General features: G+C 60.5%; 13 protein-coding genes. 8 read left to right on the plus strand and 5 right to left on the minus strand.

Annotation, left to right across the window (positions count from 1 at the left end; all coding sequences use genetic code 11):
* Nucleotides 1–29: 29 nt before the first annotated feature.
* Nucleotides 30–521 carry an anthranilate 1,2-dioxygenase small subunit gene (gene antB, locus KVH01_RS13615; protein WP_056845953.1) on the minus strand — a complete coding sequence of 164 codons (492 nt, stop codon included), beginning with the start codon at nt 519–521 and terminating at the stop codon, nt 30–32.
* Complete coding sequence (gene antA, locus KVH01_RS13620; RefSeq protein WP_217881793.1) at nt 521–1,912, minus strand: anthranilate 1,2-dioxygenase large subunit; 1,392 nt, start codon at nt 1,910–1,912, stop codon at nt 521–523. Before antA ends, antB begins: the two co-directional genes overlap by 1 nt.
* Nucleotides 1,913–2,222: 310 nt before the next feature.
* On the opposite strand from antA, the gene KVH01_RS13625 reads away from it, so the two are divergent.
* Complete coding sequence (locus tag KVH01_RS13625) at nt 2,223–3,215, plus strand: AraC family transcriptional regulator (RefSeq protein WP_217881794.1); 993 nt, start codon at nt 2,223–2,225, stop codon at nt 3,213–3,215.
* Between the two features lie 133 nt (nt 3,216–3,348).
* Here KVH01_RS13625 and KVH01_RS13630 read toward each other — a convergent pair whose 3' ends face one another.
* Nucleotides 3,349–4,224, minus strand: a complete 876-nt coding sequence (locus tag KVH01_RS13630) for a LysR family transcriptional regulator (RefSeq protein WP_217881795.1) — start codon at nt 4,222–4,224, stop codon at nt 3,349–3,351.
* Nucleotides 4,225–4,338: 114 nt separating this feature from the next.
* Between KVH01_RS13630 and KVH01_RS13635 the strand changes: the two genes are divergently transcribed.
* From KVH01_RS13635 to catA, 3 genes are read left to right on the plus strand one after another with little or no spacing between them, the layout of a single operon-like run.
* On the plus strand, nt 4,339–5,466 hold the full coding sequence (locus tag KVH01_RS13635) for a muconate cycloisomerase family protein (protein WP_217882024.1): 1,128 nt from the start codon (nt 4,339–4,341) through the stop codon (nt 5,464–5,466).
* 12 nt (nt 5,467–5,478) lie between these two features.
* On the plus strand, nt 5,479–5,769 hold the full coding sequence (gene catC / locus KVH01_RS13640) for a muconolactone Delta-isomerase (protein WP_043046752.1): 291 nt from the start codon (nt 5,479–5,481) through the stop codon (nt 5,767–5,769).
* A gap of 43 nt (nt 5,770–5,812) precedes the next feature.
* Complete coding sequence (catA, locus tag KVH01_RS13645; protein ID WP_217881796.1) at nt 5,813–6,742, plus strand: catechol 1,2-dioxygenase; 930 nt, start codon at nt 5,813–5,815, stop codon at nt 6,740–6,742.
* A 155-nt stretch (nt 6,743–6,897) separates the two neighbouring features.
* Here the strand turns inward: catA and KVH01_RS13650 are convergent, their stop codons facing one another.
* A complete protein-coding gene (locus KVH01_RS13650; protein WP_003176072.1) occupies nt 6,898–7,371 on the minus strand; it encodes an Lrp/AsnC family transcriptional regulator in 474 nt (157 codons plus the stop codon).
* Between the two features lie 144 nt (nt 7,372–7,515).
* Here KVH01_RS13650 and kynU point away from each other — a divergent pair, with 144 nt between their 5' ends.
* Both kynU and KVH01_RS13660 read left to right on the plus strand, forming a co-directional pair.
* Complete coding sequence (gene kynU, locus KVH01_RS13655; RefSeq protein WP_217881797.1) at nt 7,516–8,766, plus strand: kynureninase; 1,251 nt, start codon at nt 7,516–7,518, stop codon at nt 8,764–8,766.
* A gap of 155 nt (nt 8,767–8,921) precedes the next feature.
* Nucleotides 8,922–10,328, plus strand: a complete 1,407-nt coding sequence (locus tag KVH01_RS13660; RefSeq protein ID WP_217881798.1) for an amino acid permease — start codon at nt 8,922–8,924, stop codon at nt 10,326–10,328.
* Here the strand turns inward: KVH01_RS13660 and KVH01_RS13665 are convergent.
* Nucleotides 10,274–11,164: a LysR substrate-binding domain-containing protein gene (locus tag KVH01_RS13665; RefSeq protein ID WP_217882025.1), complete on the minus strand. Its 891-nt coding sequence runs from the start codon at nt 11,162–11,164 to the stop codon at nt 10,274–10,276. The genes KVH01_RS13660 and KVH01_RS13665 overlap by 55 nt on opposite strands.
* A gap of 83 nt (nt 11,165–11,247) precedes the next feature.
* Between KVH01_RS13665 and KVH01_RS13670 the strand changes: the two genes are divergently transcribed.
* The gene (locus KVH01_RS13670; protein WP_217881799.1) at nt 11,248–12,012 is read left to right on the plus strand and encodes a sulfite exporter TauE/SafE family protein; all 765 of its coding nucleotides are present in this window, start codon (nt 11,248–11,250) and stop codon (nt 12,010–12,012) included.
* Between the two features lie 51 nt (nt 12,013–12,063).
* A complete protein-coding gene (locus KVH01_RS13675) occupies nt 12,064–12,960 on the plus strand; it encodes a LysR substrate-binding domain-containing protein (RefSeq protein WP_217881800.1) in 897 nt (298 codons plus the stop codon).
* Nucleotides 12,961–13,021: the final 61 nt, after the last annotated feature.

Raw genomic sequence — 13,021 nt, forward strand, 5'->3', positions numbered from 1 at the left:
GCTCGCTCCTACAGGGGAATGCCCAACTGTTACAGGTGATAGAAATCCAGCACCGAATTGATGGTGTCGTTGAGCAGCAAGGCGTGCTTGCGGGTGATCAGCCAGCTGTCGCCCTCGGGCTTGAGGCGATAGGTTGCGTGCCCATAGAACTGCTCGGACGTAGCCAGCCGATAAAACAGCGTGTGCCAGTTCAAGCGCACCTCCAAGGTGCCGTCGCTTTGTTCGGCAATGCGTACGTTATTGATCAGGTGCAAGGTGCGCGGCATCGGTGTGGCTGAGGCGGCCTTGCCGGTGCGCAGACGGAACACGCGGTCTTCCAGGCCCGAACGGTTGGCGTAGTAGATCAACGACATCTCACGCTTGGGGTCGCGGGTGTAGACGTGTTCCGAGTCCCACTGCGGCAGGTGGAATTCACTCTGCGGGTCGAACAACTGCACATAGGCATCCCAGTCCTGGGCGTCGCACAGTTCGGATTTTCGGTAGAAAAACTGCTCGATCTGGTACTGCAATTGCGCATTCATCACTTCACCTCCCGCAGTGTCAGCGCTTGCCGGTCCAGGCCCTTGAGCAGGAACTGCTGCCAGTTGCGATGCTGGTTGACGTACAGGCCTTCGTGGGTGAACTCGGTGCCGGTCATGGCTGGTTGGATGCCAATGGCTTCGCTGTTGGGAGTAGGTCCGGTTTCCCAGCGGTGGCTGCCCCGTGAGATATCGCTCCAGCGCTCCAGGCGGCCCTGGAAACCGCGCTGGGCTTCGCGAAATTCCACCAGGTCGTCCGGCGTACCCATGCCCGAGACGTTGAAGAAATCCTCGAATTGGCGAATGCGGTTTTCGCGATCTGCATCGGACTCACCCTTCACACCCAGGCACTGGCTGATGATCTCGGTCTTGTTCCAGGCCACAGGGCGGATGATGCGCAGCTGTGAGCTGATCTGGTCGAGGAAGAACAGGCTGGGGTAGATGTTCAGGTTGCGCAGGCGGTGCATCATCCACTCGGCCTTTTGCTGGCCGTGCTCTTGCACCAGGCGCGGCATGATGGTGGCGTAGCCGGAGCGCACGCTGGGGTTGGGCATGTCGCTGAACAACACGCTGTGGCCGTTGTTGAAGGCGAACCAGCCGTCGTCGGTATTGGCGTCACCGGCGCCGAGCTTGCTGTAGTCCAAGGTCGTGCTGGAATCTGTGCCGTTCTCCGTATTGACCTGCTGGCGATGCTGCACCGTGGCCACGTAGTTGTAGTGCACGGTGCTGACGTGATAACCGTCCAGGCCGTTTTCGTTTTGCAGTTTCCAGTTGCCGTCATAGGTGTAGGCGGACTTGCCCGGCAGCACCTCCAGCTCCCCCGTGGCGGATTGCGCCACCATCATGTCGAAAAACACTTTGGCGTCGCCGAGGAAGTCTTCGAGGCTGTCCGTGCCCTGCACGTCGAGGCTGATAAACACAAAGCCCTTGTAGCTGTCGATGCGGGCTTTTTTCAGGCCTCGGGTGGCTTTGTCAAACCCTTCCGGATATTCCCCGGGTGCCTTGACCTTCACCAGCCGGCCGTCGCTCTTGTAGCACCAGGCGTGGAACGGGCAGGTAAAGGTGGACTGGTTGCCCTTGCCCACCCGGGTGAGGGTGGTGCCGCGATGTTGGCAGGCATTGATCAACGCGTTGAGCCGGCCTTCGCCATCGCGGGTGATGATCATTGGTTGGCGCCCGGCGCGCATCGTCACGAAGTCGTGGTTGTTCGCCAGCTCGCTTTCGTGGCAGGCGTAGATCCAGTTCTTTTCGAAGATCAGTTCCATCTCCAGCTCGAACAACTCAGGCTCGGTGAACATGTCGCGGGCGATGCGAAACACCGCATCGGCCGGGCGAAAATCCAGGCAGCTTTCGATAAAAATCTTCCACTGCTCGACGCTTCTTGCACCACTCATGGGAGGCACCTTTGATCATGGCTAAACGGTGAGCCATTAAGAGCCTGTGAGGTGGTGGCGGGCTATCCGCTTAATGGGGGAAGCTGGGCCGCAAAGTTGGGCAGCAAATACCCACGGCGGTGCGCGCAAGTGACAGCATGCGCTACTGTGATTGCAGGCGAAGGTCGCAAAAGGCTGGGCTTTATCCACATAGTCGACCTTTGCTATCCACCCAGTGGTGACCGCGCTGGCGTGGCTTGGAACTTGCTGTCGATGTTCAACGACGCGCCGCCAGAGCGCGCAAACGCCTAACCGCCGTGGGTGCAGCCCGATGAGTAGCCAGACACGCGATATTCATATCCAACGCTTCGACCTGGAGGGGGCCCGCAGCTGGATGTCCGGCATCTGCGGGCCTCATCGCCTGGCTACGGCGACGCCCGAGCGCCTGCGTTTTCACCACAGTGCCAATGTGTTCAAATCTCGCGCCACCACCCTGGGCGTTATCGAATACGGCACCGATGTGACTATCGATATCGAAGATGCCGAGCACTTTCGCAGCTACAGCCTTAGCCTGCCATTGGTGGGCGAACAAGAACTGAGCAAGAACGGTGAACGCCTCAGTTCCAACCGCGACCAGGGCGTGATCATTTCCCCCAATGAACATCAGGTGCTGGCGATTTCCGGTGACTGCCGCAAGTTGCAGGTGGTGATTACCCGCGCGGCCATGAGTGAATCGCTGGAAGGTTTGTTGCAACGGCCCATCGACGCGCCGCTGCGCTTTGAATCGGTGATGGATGCGGTGGAGGGCGCCCCGGCTGCGTGGTGGCGCATGGCGCGTTACTTCATCGCCGAGCTGGAATGCCGCAGCGAGTTGTACGAGCAGGCGGCGTTCACCCGCGACCTGGAAAGCTCACTGATCAAGGGCCTGATCCTGGCCCAGCCGAATAACTACTCCGAAGAGCTGCGTGACGTGCTGGGCGTAAAACTGCCGCATTACCTGACCCGGGCGCGCCAGTACATCCACGACAACGCCCGCGAAGCCGTGCACCTGGAAGATCTGGAGGCGGCGGCGGGGGTGTCGCGGTTCAAGCTGTTCGATGCGTTTCGCAAGTACTTTGCGCTCTCGCCCATGGCTTATCTGAAGAAGCATCGGCTGGGGGCTGTGCGTCAGGAGATTCTTGAGCAGGGCTCGGTGCGTACCATCTCGGAAATTGCGTTGGGTTGGGGGTTTACTCACTTGGGACGGTTTTCGGCGGAGTACCGCAAGCAGTTTGATGAATCCCCCAGCCAAACCCTGCAACGCAAGCGCCTGCGCAGCCTTTGAAAACGATGAGGATCAAACTGTGGGAGGGGGCTTGCTCCCGATAGCGGCGTGTCAGCCAGTACATCCATTGACTGACACACCGCTATCGGGAGCAAGCCCCCTCCCACACTGGATTTGTGGTGCATATGGAATCTCAGATCAACTCTTCCACCAGTTGCAGGCAATGACTCAGCCCCGGCGACTGATCATTTACCCGCCGGCTGAGAATGATCGGCGAGGTCGCAGTAGCTTCCGCTACCGGTGTATAGCCAATATCCGCCCGATGCAGCACCTGCACCGACGCCGGCACCAATGTCACACCCATCCCGGCACCCACCAGGCCGATAGCGGTCTGCAACTCGTTGGTCCACTGCGCCACCTTCAGGCTCAAGCCATGGGCGTCGAACAATGCGATCACATGGTCGGCATAACTGGGGCGCGGGTTGCCGGGGTAGAGCACAAAGGGTTCGGTGGCCAACTGGGCGAGGGTGGCGGGGGCGTCCAGCAAGGGGTGACCACTGGGCAGCACGGCTACCAGGCGATCCTCCACCAATACCCGCTGGACAATGGCCGGGTCGTCGATGCGAATCCGTCCGAAGCCCACATCGATGCGCCCGGCCTTGAGCGCGTCGACCTGCTGCAGGGTGGTCATTTCCGACAAGCCCAGCTCCAGCTCCAGGGCCTCATGGTTGCGCAGGCGCCGAATCAATTCCGGCAGCACGCCGTACAAGGTCGAGGGCGCAAAGCCGATGCCCAACCAGGTCTTTTCGCCCAGGCCGATGCGCCGGGTGTTGTCGCAGACCTTGCCCAATTGTTCGAGCAACACATTGGCATGCTCATAGAAAAATCGCCCGGCCTCGGTCAGGCGCAAAGGGCGGCTACGCTCCAGCAGAATGACCCCCAGCTCATCCTCCAACTGTTGGATCTGTCGGCTCAAGGGCGGCTGGGCGATGTGCAGGCGTTCGGCGGCGCGGGTGAAGTTGAGGGTCTCGCCCAGCACTTGGAAATAGCGTAAGTGTCGCAGTTCCATATCAGTTCCTTTCATACCTTAAGGGTATTGAATCAGACCAATTCTATATTGGAACCCCGAAAAAATACGGCACAGAATCGGCAAAAACCTATAAAGAACCCAATGGGTATTGCCATGCTGACCTGCGCCATCGAGTCGATCGAAACCATCATCGTCGACCTCCCCACCATTCGCCCGCACAAGCTGGCGATGCACACCATGCAAAACCAGACCTTGGTGGTCATCCGCCTGCGTTGCGCCGACGGCATCGAAGGCATCGGCGAAGCCACCACCATCGGCGGCCTGAGCTATGGCAACGAGAGCCCCGACAGCATCAAAGTCAACATCGACCGCCATTTCACGCCGCTGTTGATTGGCCAGGACGCCAACAATATCAACGCCGCCATGTTGCGCTTGGAACGCAGTATTCGCGGCAATTCCTTTGCCAAGTCCGGCATCGAAAGCGCCTTGCTCGACGCCCTCGGCAAACGCCGGGGCCTGCCGGTCAGCGAACTGCTCGGCGGGCGTGTACGCGATGCGCTGCCGGTGGCGTGGACCCTGGCCAGCGGCAACACCGAACAAGACATCGGCGAGGCCGAGAAGATGCTCGACCTGCGCCGTCACCGTATTTTCAAGTTGAAGATCGGCGCCGGTGAAATCAGCCGTGACCTGACCCATGTGATCGCGATCAAGAAGGCCCTGGGCGAGCGTGCCAGTGTGCGTGTCGACGTCAATCAGGCCTGGGATGAAGCCGTGGCCCTGCGGGCATGCCAAGTGCTTGGCGACAACGGCATAGACTTGATCGAGCAACCGATCTCGCGCAATAACCGCGGCGGTATGGCCCGGCTGAACCTGTCGAGCCCGGTGCCGATCATGGCCGATGAGTCCATCGAGTGTGTCGAGGACGCCTTCAACCTGGCCCGCGAAGGCGCGGCCTCGGTGTTCGCCCTCAAGATCGCCAAGAACGGCGGCCCCCGTGCCGTGTTGCGCACGGCGGCGATTGCCGAAGCGGCCGGCATTGGCCTGTACGGCGGCACCATGCTCGAAGGTGGCATCGGCACCCTGACCTCGGCCCATGCATTCCTCACCCTGAGCAAACTGGCGTGGGACACCGAGCTGTTCGGCCCGCTGTTGCTGACCGAGGACATTCTCACCGAGCCGCCGGTATACCGCGATTTCCAGCTGCATGTTTCCACTGCGCCGGGCCTGGGCCTGGCGCTCGATGAAGAGCGCCTGGCGTTCTTCCGCCGTGACAAACACTAAGAGGCGCCTGCCATGTTGTTTCACGTAAAGATGACCGTAAACCTGCCCCTCGACATGCACCCCGAGCGCGCCGACAGCCTCAAGGCCGAAGAGAAAGCCCTGGCCCAGCGCCTGCAGCAAGAGGGCAAATGGCGCCACCTGTGGCGCATCGCCGGGCACTACGCCAACTACAGCGTGTTCGATGTCGACAGCGTGCAGGACCTGCACGACCTGCTGATGCAACTGCCGCTGTTTCCCTACATGGCCATCGAAGTGAATGCGCTGTGCCGGCACCCGTCGTCGATCCATGCAGACGACCGCTAAGCGCCTTTTGAAAAACTAATAATGACAAGATGAGGAATGCACCATGACCATCCGCCTGTCCCAGACTGCTCACGCCCAACGGTTTCTCGAAGAAGCCAGCGGTAACCTCAATGACGCCGGCAACCCGCGCGCCAAGGCGCTGATGTACCGGATCCTGCGCGATACCGTGAACATCATCGAAGACCTGGAAGTGACCCCGGAAGAATTCTGGAAGGCGGTCAACTACCTCAATGAACTGGGCAAGAACCAGGAAGCCGGCCTGCTCGCCGCAGGCCTGGGCCTGGAGCATTACCTCGACCTGCTGATGGACGCCGCCGATGAACAGGCCGGCAAGTCCGGCGGCACACCGCGCACCATCGAAGGCCCTTTGTACGTAGCCGGCGCGCCGTTGTCGAAGTACGAAGCGCGGTTGGATGATGGCCAGGATGACGCGGTACCGTTGTTCATGCGCGGGCAAGTGCGCGATACCGATGGCAAGCCACTGGCGGGGGCGATTGTCGATGTATGGCAGGCCAATACGGGCGGTACCTATTCATGGTTCGATCCGAGTCAATCGGCATTTAACCTGCGCCGACGCATCGAGACCGACGCCCAGGGCAATTACCGTTTTCGCAGCATCGTGCCCTCCGGCTATGGCTGCCCGCCCACCGGGCCGACGCAGCAATTGCTCGACCAACTGGGGCGCCATGGACAACGCCCTGCGCATATCCACTTCTTCATCTCGGCGCCCGGGCACCGGCACCTGACCACGCAGATCAACCTGTCCGATGACCCGTACCTGCATGATGACTTTGCCTATGCCACGCGCGATGAACTGATTGCCGAGATTCGCTTCAGTGACGATCCGCAGCTGGCACGGGAGTTTGGTGTGCAAGGGCGGTTTGCGCAGATTGATTTTGACTTTGAGTTGCAGCCTGCGGCGGCGCCGGTAGAGCAGCAGCGCATGCAGCGAGTCCGTGCCCTGGAAGACTGATCAACGCGGTCAAAAATGTGGGAGGGGCGGTGCGACGATTCGACTTGCTCCCGATAGCGGTGGGTCAGTGAGTAAATAGGTGACTGACACTCTGCTATCGGGAGCAAGTCGAATCGTCGCACCGCCCCTCCCACATTTGATTTGTGGTGTTGGTGCTATTTGCGCACGACCAGATCCAACACTTCATCCCGGTCCTTGATCTTCTGCAGCACAATCTCCGACCTGATATCCATCACACCCGCCGTGCGGTTCAGGTGGTTCACGATAAAGTCCGAAAAGTGCTTGAGATTGCGCGCCTGCACCCGCAGCACATAGTTGCTGGCGCCGGTGATCACATAGGCGCTTGCCACCTCCGGCCAGCCTTGGACTTTCTTGATAAAGGTCTCATGCCAGTCTTCTACATCCTGGCGCAACGACAGGTGCACGATGGCTTCCAGCTCGATCCCCAACTGCTCGGCATTCAATACCGCACGGTAACCGCTGATGATGCCCTCGCTCTCCAACAGGCGCAAACGGCGCAGGCAGGCGGATGGCGAAAGCGCGACTTTTTCCGCCAGTTCCTGGTTGCTGATACGGCCATCCTGTTGCAGGAAATGCAGGAGGCGCAGGTCGGTAGCGTCGAGAATCATGCTTAGAATAAATCCGCGTGTTTAGAGGTTAAATTCGAATTTCCTACAGCTTAATTAGCCTGTTACCCACCACTTTGCACGAAAATTCTCTAAAACCTCGTTCATTATTTGCTGCATCTTCACTGATAAAAACCAGGACGACCCATGACCACTCGAAGCCATTGCCACGCCCTCGACGCCCAGGACCCGTTGGCGCCACTGCGCGCCCAGTTCGCCTTGCCCGAGGGGGTGATCTACCTCGACGGCAACTCCCTCGGCGCCCGCCCGGTGGCGTCGCTGGAGCGGGCCCGGCAGGTGATTGCCGAGGAGTGGGGCACTGGTTTGATCCGCAGCTGGAACAGCGCCGGCTGGGCGGATTTGTCCCTGCGCCTGGGTAATCGCCTGGCGCCATTGATCGGTGCGCGGGACGGTGAAGTGGTGATCACCGATACCACCTCGATCAACCTGTTCAAGGTGCTCAGTGCGGCGTTGAGTGTGCAGCGCCAACGTGCGCCTGGGCGCAAGGTGATCGTCAGTGAGGCGAGCAACTTTCCCACCGATCTGTATATCGCGCAGGGCTTGGCGCAATTGCTGCAACAGGGTTATTCCCTGCAGTTGGTCAACAGCCCCGACGAGCTGCCGCAGGCAATCGATCAGGACGTGGCGGTGGTGATGCTTACCCACGTCAACTACAAGACCGGCTACATGTACGACATGCAGGCGCTTACCGCCTTGAGCCACGAGTGCGGCGCGCTGAGCATCTGGGACCTGGCGCATTCGGCGGGCGCGGTGCCGGTCGACCTGCATCGGGCCGGCGCTGATTATGCGATCGGCTGCACCTACAAATACCTCAACGGCGGCCCGGGGTCCCAGGCGTTCGTGTGGGTCAACCCGAAGTTGGTGGACGTGGTGCGCCAGCCGTTGTCGGGCTGGTTCGGGCACACCCGCCAGTTCGCCATGGAATCCACCTACGCACCCAGCACCGGCATTGCGCGCTACCTGTGCGGCACCCAGCCGATCACCTCGTTGGCCATGGTGGAGTGCGGCCTGGAGATTTTTGCCCAGACCGATATGGCCAGCCTGCGGACTAAATCCCTGGCATTGACCGACCTGTTTATTGCGCTGGTCGAAAGCCGTTGCGCCGCCCATGGCCTGACCCTGGTCACCCCGCGCGAACACGCCCGGCGTGGCAGCCACGTCAGTTTCGAACACCCCGAAGGTTACGCCGTGATCCAGGCCCTGATCGCCCGGGGCGTGATCGGTGATTACCGCGAGCCGCGGATTATGCGTTTTGGTTTCACGCCGTTGTACACAAGCTTTACCGAGGTGTGGGACGCCGTGGAAATTCTCGGTGAAATTCTCGACAACACCACCTGGGACCAGCCGCAATTCAAAGTGCGCAACAGCGTCACCTGATAGCACCACAGACCCAATGTGGGGCTTGCCCCCGATAACAGTGTGTCAGTCACTGATGTGTCTACTGCCACATCGCTATCGGGAGCAAGCCCCCTCCCACAGGGGAACTGTGACAACAGTCAAGCAACCATCACAATAATAAAAGGGGCACTCCAGTGACCACGCCAGACAACGGCTTTGCAGAGATCACCCAACGTGAACTGGGCCTGAGGCGCCAGCTCACTTCCGGCCAGATGAGCATGATCGCCATCGGTGGTGCCATCGGTACCGGGCTGTTCATGGGCAGCGCCTATGCCATCGGCTATGCCGGGCCGAGCGTGCTGGTGAGCTACGCCATCGGCGCATTGATCACCTTGTTGCTGATGGGCTGCCTGGCGGAGATGACGGTGGCCCATTCCACCTCCGGCTCCTTTGGCGCCTATGCCGAGTTCTACATCAGCCCACTGGCCGGCTTCCTGGTGCGCTATGCCTACTGGGCGGCGATTGTGCTGGCCGTAGGCGCCGAGGTCACGGCGGTGGCGATGTACATGAAGTATTGGTTTGCCAACGTGCCGGAGTGGGTGTGGATCGTGTCGTTTTCCAGCGTGCTGATCCTGCTCAATGCCATCAGCGTGAAGACCTTCGGTAACTTCGAATACTGGTTCTCGACGATCAAGATCAGCGCCATCGTCGGTTTCATCATCCTCGCCGTGTATGTGGTGTTCGGCTCCGGCAGTCCCGACTACGGGGTGCAGAACTACACGGCCCACGACGGGTTTTTCCCCCATGGCTTGAGCGGCATGTGGATCGCGGTGATTGTGTCGATCTTCAGTTACCTCAGTGTCGAGATGATCGCCGTGGCCGCCGGTGAAGCCGCCGATCCGGAACAGGCGGTGAAGAAAGCCTTTCGCGCCACCATTGTGCGCCTGGTGGTGTTCTACCTGCTGACCCTGGCGCTGATGCTTGCCATCGTGCCGTGGAACCAGGCGGGCCAGACCCAGAGCCCATTCGTCACGGTGATGCAGACCATCGGCATTCCCGGCGCCACCGGGGTGATGAACTTCGTGATCCTGATCGCGGCGCTGTCGGCGATGAACAGCCAGCTCTACATCACCACGCGCATGATGTTCAGCCTGTCTCGCGCAGGCTTTGCGCCCAAGGTCATGGGCGCTTTGAGCAAGAGCGGCATCCCGCTCAATGCCCTGTTGCTGTCCAGTTCGGGCATCGCCTTGGCGACCTTACTTAATGTGGTGTACCCGGAAAGCTCGTTCACCCTGATGATGGCGATCTCGATGTTCGGCGCGATCTTCACCTGGTTCATGATCTTCCTCACGCACCTGTTTTTCCGCCGCTATCGCAAGCGCCATGGCGGGGCGAAGTTGTCATTCCAGCTGCGCTTGTTTCCCTACAGCACGCTGTTGGGGCTGGTGCTGATGGGAGCGGTGATGATCACCACCTATTTCACCGAGGCGTTCAAGATGACCCTGGTGTTTGGCGTGCCGTTCCTGCTGATACTGTCGGCGGTGTATTACGGGTTTTTCCGCAAGGGCAGGGCCAAGGCCACGAACAAAGCCCTGGCGTAACCCGGCAGTTGTTCGAAGTCGCGTGCGCATAACAGCAGCTTGCGACAGGCCCACTCTTCGCGCAGGGGGTGGGCCTTGAAGCGGCGCTCCGACGGCCAGCGTTGCAGGGCGGCCTGAGGCACGATGCCCAGGCCGGCGCCGCCGGCAACCATGCGAATCAAGCCATCAAATCCGTCTGCGCGGATGCGGGTTTGCAGACGAAAGCCTGCGTGCAATGCCTGCTCCTCCAGATACACCGCCAGCGCACTGTTGGCCGCCAAGCCTACGTAGTCGTACTGCAAGCTGTCGATGAAACTGGCTGTGGTCAGCGGATGATCAAGGGGCACGATCAGCACCAACGGATCATCGCGAAACGGCAAGGTTTGCAAGCCGTGGGTGTCCACCGCATCGGAAATAATTCCCAGGTCGGCTGTGCCCTGGCGCAAGGCTTGGGTAATGCGCAGGCTGGGCAGTTCCTGCAAGTCGATATCGAGGTTGGGGTATTCACGCAGAAAGCCGGCGAGCAGTTCAGGCAGGTATTCACTGAGGGCGGTGGTGTTGCACAACAGGCGGACCTGGCCTTTGACGCCATTGGCGTATTCGGCCAGGTCCTGTCGCAGGTGTTCGGCCTGTTGCAACAGCAGGCGAGCGTGCCGGGCCAAGGCTTTGCCCGCAGGGGTTGGGGTGACGCCACGGCGGCCACGGTCGAGAAACGCGATGCCCAGTGAAGACTCCATCGCCCGGATGCGTGCGCTGGCGGCAGCCAGGGACAAATGACTGCGAGCCGCGCCAGCGGTGATATTGCCGGTATCGAGGATGTGCAGGTAGAGGCGCAGGTCGATCAGATCAAAGTGCATGGCGTCAGCCTCAGGCAAATCAAGAGTCAGGCTCAGTATATGGCGAATTTTCGAATTCATCGAAAGCTCCCACAATGACGCGCATGAATACCTTTCTCGCGTTCTATCAAAACCTTGGTCCTGCCTTGACGTTGCTGGTGATCGGCACCTTCCTGCTGGCCGGCACGGTCAAGGGCATCATTGGCCTGGGCCTGCCCACCGTGGCCATGGGCATGCTCGGCCTGGCTATGTTGCCGGCGCAGGCTGCAGCCTTGCTGATCATTCCTTCGACAGTGACCAACCTCTGGCAACTGGCGTTTGGCGGCCATTTGAACGCCTTGGTCAAACGCTTGTGGCCGATGCTGTTGTTGATTTTCCTCGGCACCGGGCTTGGCAGTGTGTGGCTGGGCATGGGGAGCGGGACTTGGGTGGTGCGTGGGTTGGGTGCGGCGTTGCTGATGTATGCGTTGAGCGGGCTGTTCCTGCCGACATTGCGGGTAGACCCGGCCACCGAGCATTGGCTGGGGCCGTTGTGCGGCGCCGTCACTGGCCTTATCACCTCGGCGACCGGCGTGTTCGTGATTCCCGCTGTGCCCTATCTGCAAGCCTTGGGTTTGAATCGCGATCAGTTGGTGCAGGCACTGGGCCTGTCGTTCAGCGTATCGACCCTGGCGCTCGCCGCAGGCCTGGCGTGGCGGGGCGCCTTGGGCGGCGGTGAGATCAGCGCTTCAATGTTGGCACTGCTGCCGGCGCTGCTGGGCATGTGGCTGGGCCAGGCGCTGCGCCAGCGCATCAGCGCAGTGTTGTTCAAGCGCGTTTTCTTTATCGGCATGGCGCTGTTGGGGACCCACCTGTTGATCAGTGGCTGAGTCGCCAACCGCTCGGTGTAAGCTGCGCTGAACCGATTACGAGGAGCGCCTGTGAAAGCCCGATCCGATGAGCTACAGATTTTCGTCAGCGTGATTGAGTGCGGTTCGATTTCCGCCGCGGCGGAGCAGGTCGGACAGACCCCTTCGGCAGTCAGTCGCACCTTGTCGCGCCTGGAGGCCAAGCTCGACACCACCTTGATCAACCGCACCACCCGGCGCATGGACCTGACCGAGGAAGGCAAGTATTTCTTCGAGCAGGCCAAGGTGATCCTGGCACAGATGGATGAACTGGAAGAGCGCCTGTCGTCGCGCCAGAAAAAACCGGCCGGCCGCCTGCGTATCAACGCCGCCGTGCCGTTCATGCTGCACGGGATCGTGCCGTACATCGCCGAATTCCGCAGCCTCTACCCGGATATCCAGCTGGAGCTCAACAGCGATGACCTGATCATCGACCTGCTCGAGCAAAGCACCGACATCGCCATTCGCATCGGCGCCCTGGCCGATTCGACCCTGCATGCGCGTTTCCTGGGTTCGACCCCGCTGCATATCCTTGCCAGCCCCGACTATCTCAAGCGGTACGGCACGCCGACGACGGTCGCCGAGTTGGCCGGTCACACACTGCTTGGCTTCACCCACACCGAAACCCTCAACCACTGGCCGCTGCGCCATGTGGACGGTGATCGCTGGCTGATCCAGCCCAGCGTCAGCGCCTCCAGTGGCGAAACGGTGCGGCAATTAGCGCTGGAGGGGCAGGGCATTTGCTGCCTGTCGAACTTCATGACTATCGACGACATCGACACCGGGCGCCTGGTGCCGATGCTGGAGGCGTTCAACAGCGGCTATCGCCAGCCCATCCACGCGGTGTTCTACCGCAACTCGCAATTGGCGTTGCGCATCCAGTGTTTCCTCGATTTTATTCAGGCCAAACTGGCGCGGTATGCCCGCTGATTCGTGACCTGCACGCAAGAGTGAATTGGGCGATACGGGCTTATTCGGCTGGGAAGGGTGC

The sequence above is a fragment of the Pseudomonas khavaziana genome, from assembly GCF_019145205.1.
Lineage (GTDB): Bacteria > Pseudomonadota > Gammaproteobacteria > Pseudomonadales > Pseudomonadaceae > Aquipseudomonas > Aquipseudomonas khavaziana.